Origin of the sequence: Pokkaliibacter sp. MBI-7, assembly GCF_029846635.1 — a bacterium.
Classification (GTDB): domain Bacteria; phylum Pseudomonadota; class Gammaproteobacteria; order Pseudomonadales; family Balneatricaceae; genus Pokkaliibacter.
This window is the reverse complement of the sequence record NZ_JARVTG010000001.1, coordinates 563,242-572,820: the sequence shown is the minus strand read 5'-3', so window position 1 is coordinate 572,820 and position 9,579 is coordinate 563,242. Positions and strand designations below refer to the sequence as shown.

Below are 9,579 nucleotides of genomic sequence, written 5' to 3'. Positions count from 1 at the left end.
GCTGAATGCTCCGAGGTAATAACCAGCGTCACTTCACTGTCTGCCACCCGCGACCAGAACAATTAACAGCTCGTACTTAACATGGTTCGCAATGTCAGTGCAGTGACGCAAATTGCAATAAAGTGCAAATTGTTTGTCAGCATAGGGAGCGCTGGCAGACCTGTCCAGTCACCCTAGGTATGATTTTTGTACAAAGTAAGGAAGACGCTTTCTGGGGTTGAGCAGGCTTTATTTGCACTTTGTCGAGCCGTTCATCATCCCACAGAAGGTATAGGAGAAATCTTGATGGCTGTCATGGATATATGAAGTGGCAGTCATCTAACAGCTTGCAGTTTATACGAAAGGGTCTTTACTCAATCAGGAGGTCTTCAGAGGTTTGTAGTTGGGCTTCAGATCGTGTTCGTGACAAGCCAGCAGATCAACGCACTGTGTCGATGTATCTATAAGGAGAAGTGCTATGAGCAGACATGCCCTGACTACCCTTTCCTCTCTTGCGTCTATAGCTGCCGCTACTCTGGCAGTGACCTTCGCAGTGACCCCGAGGCAGGCAGCAGCCTGTGGAGATGATGCCTATATAGGTCAGGTTTGTATCATTGCGGGCAACTACTGCCCTCACAATACCGTCGAGTCAATGGGGCAGATCGTTGCGATTTCTACGAATCAAGCGCTGTTTGCACTGATTGGATGCAATTATGGCGGGGATTGCAGAACTACCATGCAACTCCCTGATTTACGCGGGCGCGCGCCGACAGGTTATGGCACCGGGCCAGGGCTGACCAGTCATCCGATTGGTGACATGTATGGGCAGGAAAGTATCGTGCAGACAATCGCACAGATGCCCGTGCATAACCATCAGGCGACATTTACTCCGACGGGAGGCGGGGCCGGTGGCACGGCCACTGCTTCAGGCACGGTAACGCTGGACGTTACCGGGTCAGTAAAAATCGGAACATCTGCCAACACCTTAACCACTCGTTCCAACACACCGACGAACAATTCTGTGCTCGGCCCTGCTCAGCTGACGACAGCGAACGTTTATGCGCCTGCTGGTACCGGTGCTGATCTGGTTATCGGTCCGGATAATGCGGTAACAGGCACGGCTACAGGCGATGTCTCCCTGAATGTGACAGGTGGAGGGGCGTCAGCGGGAGGCACAGTACAGATTGACAATACCGGAGGTAGTCAGGCTATGGCTACTGTCTCTCCGTCCATTGCAATGCGTTATTGCATTGTCACCAGCGGAATCTTTCCCCCTCGGGGCTAACGACATCTCTATGGGCTGCATCTTTTTAATTGCTCGCCATGACAGCCAGATATGGCGTGTGTCAGAGCAGGAGTCGAACAGGATCGAGGAAAAGTGGCTATGAGTAGAAGTTCGCTAATAAAACTGTCGTCAGTGTCATCGCTGGCAGTAGCAACACTGTCTGTTATTTTCTCGCTAACACCCAGACAAGCCGCCGCCTGCGGCACAGAGGCATACACGGGCGAGGTGTGCATTATGGCGGGGTCATACTGTCCCGCTAACACGGTTGAGATGATGGGGCAGCTGTTGCCCGTCAGTGGTAATGAGGCTCTGTTCTCATTGATTGGCTGCACTTATGGTGGAGACTGTCGGACCACCATGGGTGTACCGGATATGCGCGGGCGGGCACCGACAGGCTATGGCGCCGGGCCAGGGCTAACAGGTCGGCCCTGGGGAGCAGAGTACGGGCAGGAAAGCATCGTGCAGACAATCGCACAGATGCCGGTGCATAACCATCAGGCGACATTTACTCCGACGGGAGGCGGTGCCGGCGGGACTGCTACCGCGTCAGGCACGGTGACGCTGGACGTTACCGGGTCAGTAAAAATCGGAACATCTACCAACACCTTAACCACGCGCTCCAATACACCGGTCAACAACGCCGTGCTTGGCCCCGCTCAGCTGACAACAGCCAACGTTTACGCGCCCGCTGGCACCAGTGCTGATCTGGTTATCGGGCCGGATAATGCGGTAACAGGCACGGCCACGGGCAATGTCTCCCTTGATGTAACAGGAGGAGGTTCATCAGGGGGCGGCACGGTGACGGTTGGAATGACGGGAGGTGGTCAGGAAATTCCTACCGTCCCGCCGTCAATAGCGATGCGCTATTGCATGGTCACTGATGGTCTATATCCGCCACGACCCTGATCAGTGCTGATAGTCATGTTGAACCGCACAGGCAGTGTGCCTGTGCGGTTTTTAGTCCGGTTATTAAAACCCACTCTCGCGAATGCCCAGTGCCGCCACCCGGCGCCACACGCCACCAAGAATGGACTCCTTTTCACCCTGCAAAATCACTTCTCCACGTAACGGCTGTTCGGGTAGCGCCGACTCTGCGTTGACCGAAAAACTGACGCTGTACTGTGCCTGTACCGGCTGCAACTTACGTTCATCATCATGGCGCACGGCAATAGGGCCTTTATAGTCTGATGCCAGTGCTTCCAGCTGCAGGTAAGGCGAGCCGGTGGGTGCCAGCGTTTGCAGGGTGACGCTCAGTCGTGGCCAGGCAGGGTCATCGGCGATAAAGTGGCCCTGCATGCCCGATGTTGCCCGCCTCAGGCTGTCCTCCGGCAGATAGCCCTGAATTTTGCCCGTTCCCTTCAGTGCGATACGTAGTAACGGCATATCCGCTGCAACCCAGCGACCTGTTGTCATGTCGCGGGCAACGTCTCTTACCTGTCCGTCCTGTGGAGCCCTGATCAGCAGTTGTTCACGCTGGGCGGCGAGGCCGCGATAGCGTGCCAGCGACTCGGCCAGTTGCTGCTCCTGTACCTGAGATTCACTGGCGGTTTCTTTGCGTGCAGCTCCCCGCCGTAGCTGTTGTTGCAGCACATCAATACGCTGGCGCTCGATGTCGAGGCGGTAATTGAGGTCGGCAGACGTCAGCTCTACCAGCACTTCGCCAGTTTTGACCTGCTGGCCGTCGCTGACTCTGAGGCTTTGCACCTGTGCGGCAATTGGCGCGTAGAGAGTACTGACTTTCTCTGCCTGCAGGACCGCTGGGATATGTATGCTGCCATGCCAGGGGTAGATCAGCACGCCCAGCAGTGCTGCCAGTAGCAGACCGCTGCGCAATACCGCGGCAGGATGGGAAGCTTTGCGGAAGGTCCACCAGTTTTTCATTTCTTTCAGAATCGGTAAGCCAATAAACCAGAGAACTTCCACCAGCATCAGTACGATGCCGATGACCTTGATAAAGAAGTGATAGACCACCAGTGCTATCCCCAGAAACAGGAAAAAGCGCCATAACCAGGAGGCATAGCCCCACAGTAACAGCTTACGCTGCATGGCAGGTGACCAGGTTTCCGGGGCGGGAGCGCCATAGCTGAACAGCCACTCACGCAGACGCCAGCGTGACAGGGCATAAGCTCGCTCCTGAAGGTTCTCCACCCGCCAGAAGTCACTGAGCAGGAAGTAACCGTCAAAGCGCATCAGCGGATTGAGGTTGACGATGACCGTGGTAATCCAGGTGGCACTAGACAGCATAAAGGCGGCAGTGCGGGCCGGTCCTTCCGGTAGCAGCGTCCAGGCCAGCAGGGCCATACAGGCCAGCGTTAATTCCGCCAGAATACCGCCGGCACCGATCAGTATGCGTTCGCGATGATCCTTCAGCTTCCAGGCATCGGTCACGTCGGTATAGAACAACGGGAACAGCACGATAAAGGCCACGCCGATGCTCTGCACTCGGCACCCGGCACGCTTGGCCAGGTAGGCATGGCCCATCTCATGGATAAACTTGGCAAACACCAGCGCGATACCAAAGGTGGCCATGCCGGGTAAGGTAAACAGATGAGGGAAGGAGTGGGTGTAGCGCACCCAGTCGCGACTGACCAGGAACAAACCAAGGATCAGCATCAGGGGTAAACCCAGTCCGAGTAGCAGGCGGCCGTATCGCTGCAGCCAGGGCCAGGTGCGGTTGAGAAAAGGATCAGGACGCCATAGGGGGATGCGAAAAAACAGATACTGATGAAGTGCGCTCTTCCACAGACTGTTCTGGCGGGTGCGGGCTTTGGCCATGTAGCTCTTGCGCTGTTCGGCATCGGTGGCTGCAATCAGGTCATGGCCACGAAGAAACAGCAGTAGCTGCTCCAGCTCTTTGCCTTGCACCGGTAAACCAGGTTCGGTATTGGCGGCCTCCAGAACCCGGCCTGGATCACGCAATCCCCAGTGACGCAATAGTCGCATCGCTGTGGGTGACATCTTGAAATAGCGGCCGGTCAGCGGGTCAGACAGTGTCCACTGCGGTGCGCCATCTCTGCCTGCAGCGGCTTCTGACAGCTGCAGATCGTTACGCAAGGCAGGCAGAAGGGCAGCAGCACTCATATCCCAACAGCCTTTCTGATAGCGGCCAGTGGTCGCCGGAACAGGTAGACTGCCAGCGGCACGTTTTCACCATACACCTTTGCTGTGCCACGCAGGCCGATGCGGGGTGGCGCGTCAGTAAAACGCGCATCCAGACGATAAGCCAGATTGCCTGAAGGGGTCAGTTCTGACTCGTAGGCAGCCCGTTCCAGAATGGCCTGATGGGGTGTCAGCGGGTCACTGTCGAGAAACAGGGTGACCGGTGCCTGCTGGGCAAAGTCAATGGCATCACCGACATCCAGCTCGATCTTCAGCTCCGCCTGTTGCGGGTTAGCCAGCTCCAGCAAACGCTCGCCAGTACGCACCGGTTTGCCGGTCCAGCGCTCGGCGTCAGCAAATACGGCAATACCATCACGCTCCGCACGCACTTCAGCCCGGCTCAGCAGCTCTTTGGCGTAGTCCCGTTCGGCTCGTTTCTGAGCGACCTGTGCTGCCAGTAAATCCAGTTTGGCCTTGGAGTCGGCATCCTGAAAGGCTCGCTGCGCACTGGCGCGATATTCGGCCTCAGCCACATCCAGCGCACGCTCGGCGACATCGGCTTGTGCACGCAGGGTGGTGGCATCGAAGCGAACCAGCAGATCACCCTGATGTACGGCCTGGTTAGGCTGCACCACAAACTCCTGCACAACACCGTCCAGTGGTGCTGCGACTACCCGTCCCTGCAGCGGCACTACTTCTGCCGGAGCCAGAACGGACTGCTTAACCGGTATGAACAGACAGGCCAGCAGCGCCAGCACTGCCATGACTACGGGCCAGCGAATCCCACCACGGCGCCACTGGCGTCGTTGCTCCAATGCCAGCCAGGCATGGCTGTAAGCGTTGGCCAGCTGGTCTGCCAGCACTTTTTCGGCATCCTGCCAGGGACGCTCGCGGGCATACCAGATGCCGCCAAAGGTGCGCCCCTGTCGATCCTTCAAGGGGGACCACAGGGCTTCGGGGGCAGACAATGCCTGCCAGTCATTCCGGCACTGCTGATCTAAAACAGCGGCCTCCACGATGGCACATTGATCCAGCTTCTGCTGTTTCAGCAACTGTTCACAGGCACGTTCAATAAAGGCGACAAACGGAGCTTGTGGTGATGGCTGGGTGACGCCGGTAATGGCGCGAACCCTGCCATCGATAACCAGTGCTGCATGGCGAAAGCCAAACAGCGTCTGGCTGTCATTGACCAGAATATAAGCCAGTTCTTCGACTTTGCGTGTGGCCCTGATCTGGCGCTCGATATCGAGGAAGCGGGCAAATACCCGTTCTACAGAAAAAGAGGCAGGTGCGTTCACTGGGCCTCCGTAAACTGGGCGGTGCCGCTCATGCCAGCGATCAGGTGGCTGTCTTTGCTGGCATCGCTGTTATCGTCAATAGTACCGATCAGACTCAGTGTCTGGCTGCCTTCGTCGATACGCGCACCCAGTCGTGCGACCCGGGCCTGTAATGGCTGGCCTGTCTCATCGGGAGTAAACGTGAATGTCATACCGGGCTTGATCTTCGTCAGCCAGCGCGAGGGCACCAGCAAATCAATCTCCAGATGGCGGTTGTCGACCACCTCCATCATGGGAGTGCCCTGCGTCACGCTCTCGAAGGCATTGACCTTACGGCTGACAATCTGCCCGTCAAAAGGGGCCAGCAGGCGGCAGCGGCTCACCTGAATCTGATACACCTGGCTCTCTGCCTGAGCCTGAGCCAGTTTGGCCGCAGACAGCGACACCGCATATTTGCCAACAGACTTCATCTGCGCCAGCTGCTGGTTCTGATTAAGCTCTGCCTGGGCCGCACGGGCGCTGGCCTGCGAGGCATTCAGCTGGGCCTGATAGACCGAGCAGTCAAAGCGTGCCAGCAAATCGCCCTGTTTGAAGGACTGCCCCTCACGGAAGGGTAATTCAATAATGCGTCCCGCCAGATCACTTGACAGGGTTGCCTGAGCAAGCGCACGTAACACGCCCCGAGCCTGCTGGGTGGAGGTTGATTCCGTGTTTTGTGTCGATGGCGTCAGAGAAGGAAGCAGGGGATCGTCAGCCTGTGCAAGCGGAGCGGTCAATACGCCCAGCAGAGCGAACACCAGAGAGGATTTTGCGGGCAAAAAAAAGGGCAATCTACGCAGAAAAAGGTGGTGGTAAAGCACGCTGTCTTGACCTCATGGTGACTGCAGACATGCTCTGCAGTGCGATTGAACTAGCCGCAAGCATGATCGGTTCAGACACATACTCGGCAATCAGTTGTAGCGCAGTGTAGCAGAGTTTATCTGTTGGACGAGGGGAGAAGCGCTCAACTTGAAGCCCTTCGCACTGGTAGCACCCGCTCGTCCATTAGCAATGCTTGATCCGCATCAACATCGCGATTGCTAATGTGAGTTTTCTAACATTAGTCATCTTGAATTCATCAGCGCTGCCCCAACTTTCACAGTCAATCGCCCGAACTCATAACGGCCATATCGTGACTGGCAACTTATCCAGTGCAAGCGCCGTTTCCATCATCGGGCTTATGACTTTGGAGGTAGCTCAATGCGTATCGACCGTTTTACTACCAAGCTGCAGGAAGCACTGAACGACGCCGTTTCTCTGGCCGTCGGCCGTGACCATAATCAGCTGGAACCCCTTCATTTATTTGTCAGCCTGCTGGATCAGCAGGGAGGCAGTACTCGTAGCATTCTGTCGCAGGCAGGCTTCGATGTTGCCAAGGTGCGCCGTGAGCTGGATAAAGAGCTGGGCAAACTGGCAACGGTGAAACAGCACGATGGTGACGTGCGTCCGTCAGAGCGGTTTGCCCGCCTGCTCAATCTGGCCGACAAGGCCTCGCAGCAAAATGGTGACCAGTATATTTCCAGCGAGCTGGTGGTACTGGCGGCGATGGATGACAAGTCCGGGCTGGGCGATGTGCTGCGCGCACAGGGCATCAAGAAAGAACAACTGGAAGCGGTGATCAATAAAGTGCGTGGCGGTGAAAACGTGAGCGACCCCAATGCCGAAGAAAAGCGTGATGCGCTGAAGAAATACACCATCGATCTGACGGCACGCGCGGTAGCAGGCAAGCTGGACCCGGTGATCGGTCGTGACGATGAGATTCGCCGCACCATTCAGGTACTGCAGCGTCGAACCAAGAACAACCCGGTGCTGATCGGTGAACCCGGTGTGGGTAAAACGGCCATTGTCGAGGGGCTGGCGCAGCGTATCGTCAACGGCGAGGTGCCGGAAGGTCTTAAAGACAAGCAGGTGCTGTCACTGGATATGGGCGCCCTGATTGCCGGTGCCAAGTTCCGCGGTGAGTTCGAGGAGCGTCTGAAAGCCGTGCTGAATGAGCTGGCCAAGGAAGAAGGGCGGGTCATTCTCTTTATTGATGAGCTGCACACCATGGTCGGTGCTGGTAAGGGTGAGGGGGCGATGGACGCAGGCAATATGCTCAAGCCCGCCCTGGCGCGTGGCGAGCTGCACTGCGTCGGTGCCACCACGCTGGATGAATACCGTCAGTACATTGAGAAAGATGCGGCGCTGGAGCGTCGTTTCCAGAAAGTACTGGTGGATGAACCCAGCGTTGAAGACACCATCGCTATTCTGCGTGGCCTGAAAGAGCGCTACGAAGTGCACCACGGTGTCGACATCACCGACTCGGCCATCATTGCAGCAGCCAAGCTGTCACAACGCTATATCACTGACCGCCAGCTGCCGGACAAGGCCATCGACCTGATTGACGAAGCAGGCAGTCGTATCCGTATGGAGATGGACTCCAAACCAGAAGAAATGGATCGTCTCGACCGTCGTCTTATTCAGTTGAAGATGGAGCGTGAGGCGCTGAAGAAGGAGACCGACAAGGCCTCCAAGGCACGGCTGGATGATCTGGAGCAGGTGATCGGCAAGCTGGAACGCGAATACGCGGATCTGGAAGAGGTGTGGAAAACTGAAAAAGCCGCACTGCAGGGTTCACAGAAGATCAAGGAACAGCTGGAACAAGCGCGGGTCGATATGGAACAGGCGCGCCGCAGCGGTAATCTGGCGCGCATGTCTGAGCTGCAGTACGGCGTGATTCCTGATCTGGAAAAGCAGCTGGATATGGCCTCTCAGGCAGAAATGATGGATATGCAGTTGCTGCGTAACCGTGTGTCTGAGGAAGAGGTGGCCGAGGTGGTGTCCAAATGGACCGGCATCCCTATCTCGAAAATGCTCGAAGGCGAGCGTGAAAAGCTGCTGCGAATGGAAGACGCCCTGCACGAAAGCGTCATCGGTCAGGATGAAGCTGTGGTGGCGGTGGCTAACGCGGTACGTCGTTCCCGTGCGGGGCTGGCGGATCCTAATCGTCCTAACGGTTCTTTCCTGTTCCTCGGCCCAACCGGGGTGGGTAAAACCGAACTGTGTAAGGCGCTGGCGCGTTTCCTGTTCGATACCGAAGAGGCGATGGTACGGATCGATATGTCCGAGTTTATGGAGAAGCACTCCGTGGCTCGTCTGATCGGTGCTCCTCCCGGTTACGTGGGTTATGAAGAGGGCGGTTACCTGACCGAAACCGTGCGGCGTAAGCCCTACTCTGTTGTGCTGCTGGATGAAGTGGAGAAGGCGCACCCGGATGTCTTCAATATCCTGCTGCAGGTGCTGGAGGATGGTCGCCTGACCGATGGTCAGGGCCGCACCGTGGACTTCCGCAATACCGTGATTGTCATGACTTCCAACCTGGGGTCCGACATTATTCAGGCGTACACCAGCTCCGACACCCTCTATGAGGAAATGAAGGACAAGGTGATGGATGTGGTTGCGACCCATTTCCGCCCGGAACTGGTCAACCGTATCGACGAAGTGGTGGTGTTCCACAGCCTTGGCCAGAGTCAGGTGCGTGGCATTGCGGATATCCAGATCAGCCGTCTGGGGCAGCGTCTGCAGGAGCGCGATCTGCAGCTGGAGATCACCCCCGAGGCACTGGACCATCTGGTGGCGGTGGGCTTCGACCCGGTTTACGGTGCGCGTCCGCTCAAGCGCTCCATCCAGCGTCATCTGGAAAACCCGCTGGCCAACGAGATTCTTTCTGGTCACTTTGCACCGGGAAGCACCATCAAGGTCAGTCTGGTCAACGGTCAGCTGGTGTTTGGTCAGTAAGCGTCAGGTGTTATCTGCAACGCCCGCCTTGTGCGGGCGTTGTTTTTTCTGCTTGCGCAGCGGGCTGACGCATGGCGGGAGCGGGGTTACAATAGCGTCCTTTTCTATTCCAGCGCGCTGCAA

6 protein-coding genes are annotated in these 9,579 nt (G+C 56.9%); 3 read left to right on the top strand and 3 right to left on the bottom strand.

What is annotated here, in order from left to right; all coding sequences use genetic code 11:
• The first annotated feature begins 457 nt into the window (after nt 1-457).
• Together QCD60_RS02705 and QCD60_RS02700 are read left to right on the top strand one after the other, a co-directional pair.
• Nucleotides 458-1,264, top strand: a complete 807-nt coding sequence (locus QCD60_RS02705) for a tail fiber protein (protein WP_279782187.1) — start codon at nt 458-460, stop codon at nt 1,262-1,264.
• A 51-nt stretch (nt 1,265-1,315) separates the two neighbouring features.
• On the top strand, nt 1,316-2,170 hold the full coding sequence (locus QCD60_RS02700; RefSeq protein WP_347949938.1) for a tail fiber protein: 855 nt from the start codon (nt 1,316-1,318) through the stop codon (nt 2,168-2,170).
• Between the two features lie 63 nt (nt 2,171-2,233).
• Here QCD60_RS02700 and QCD60_RS02695 read toward each other — a convergent pair whose 3' ends face one another.
• The 3 genes from QCD60_RS02695 to QCD60_RS02685 are packed head-to-tail and all read right to left on the bottom strand — an operon-like array spanning nt 2,234 to nt 6,437.
• Complete coding sequence (locus QCD60_RS02695; protein ID WP_279782183.1) at nt 2,234-4,345, bottom strand: HlyD family efflux transporter periplasmic adaptor subunit; 2,112 nt, start codon at nt 4,343-4,345, stop codon at nt 2,234-2,236.
• On the bottom strand, nt 4,342-5,661 hold the full coding sequence (locus QCD60_RS02690; RefSeq protein ID WP_279782181.1) for an HlyD family efflux transporter periplasmic adaptor subunit: 1,320 nt from the start codon (nt 5,659-5,661) through the stop codon (nt 4,342-4,344). Before QCD60_RS02690 ends, QCD60_RS02695 begins: the two co-directional genes overlap by 4 nt.
• Nucleotides 5,658-6,437: an efflux RND transporter periplasmic adaptor subunit gene (locus tag QCD60_RS02685; protein ID WP_279787868.1), complete on the bottom strand. Its 780-nt coding sequence runs from the start codon at nt 6,435-6,437 to the stop codon at nt 5,658-5,660. The genes QCD60_RS02690 and QCD60_RS02685 overlap by 4 nt, the downstream gene beginning before the upstream one ends.
• Before the next feature lie 442 nt (nt 6,438-6,879).
• On the opposite strand from QCD60_RS02685, the gene clpB reads away from it, so the two are divergent.
• A complete protein-coding gene (gene clpB, locus QCD60_RS02680; RefSeq protein WP_279782179.1) occupies nt 6,880-9,456 on the top strand; it encodes an ATP-dependent chaperone ClpB in 2,577 nt (858 codons plus the stop codon).
• Nucleotides 9,457-9,579 lie beyond the last annotated feature (123 nt).

Excerpts from the sequence above, each read along its gene's own strand:
- QCD60_RS02705 (WP_279782187.1), top strand. The coding sequence starts at position 458 with ATGAGCAGACATGCCCTGACTACCCTTTCCTCTCTTGCGTCTATAGCT.
- QCD60_RS02700 (WP_347949938.1), top strand. The coding sequence starts at position 1,316 with ATGGCGTGTGTCAGAGCAGGAGTCGAACAGGATCGAGGAAAAGTGGCT.
- QCD60_RS02695 (WP_279782183.1), bottom strand. The coding sequence starts at position 4,345 with ATGAGTGCTGCTGCCCTTCTGCCTGCCTTGCGTAACGATCTGCAGCTG.
- clpB (WP_279782179.1), top strand. The coding sequence starts at position 6,880 with ATGCGTATCGACCGTTTTACTACCAAGCTGCAGGAAGCACTGAACGAC.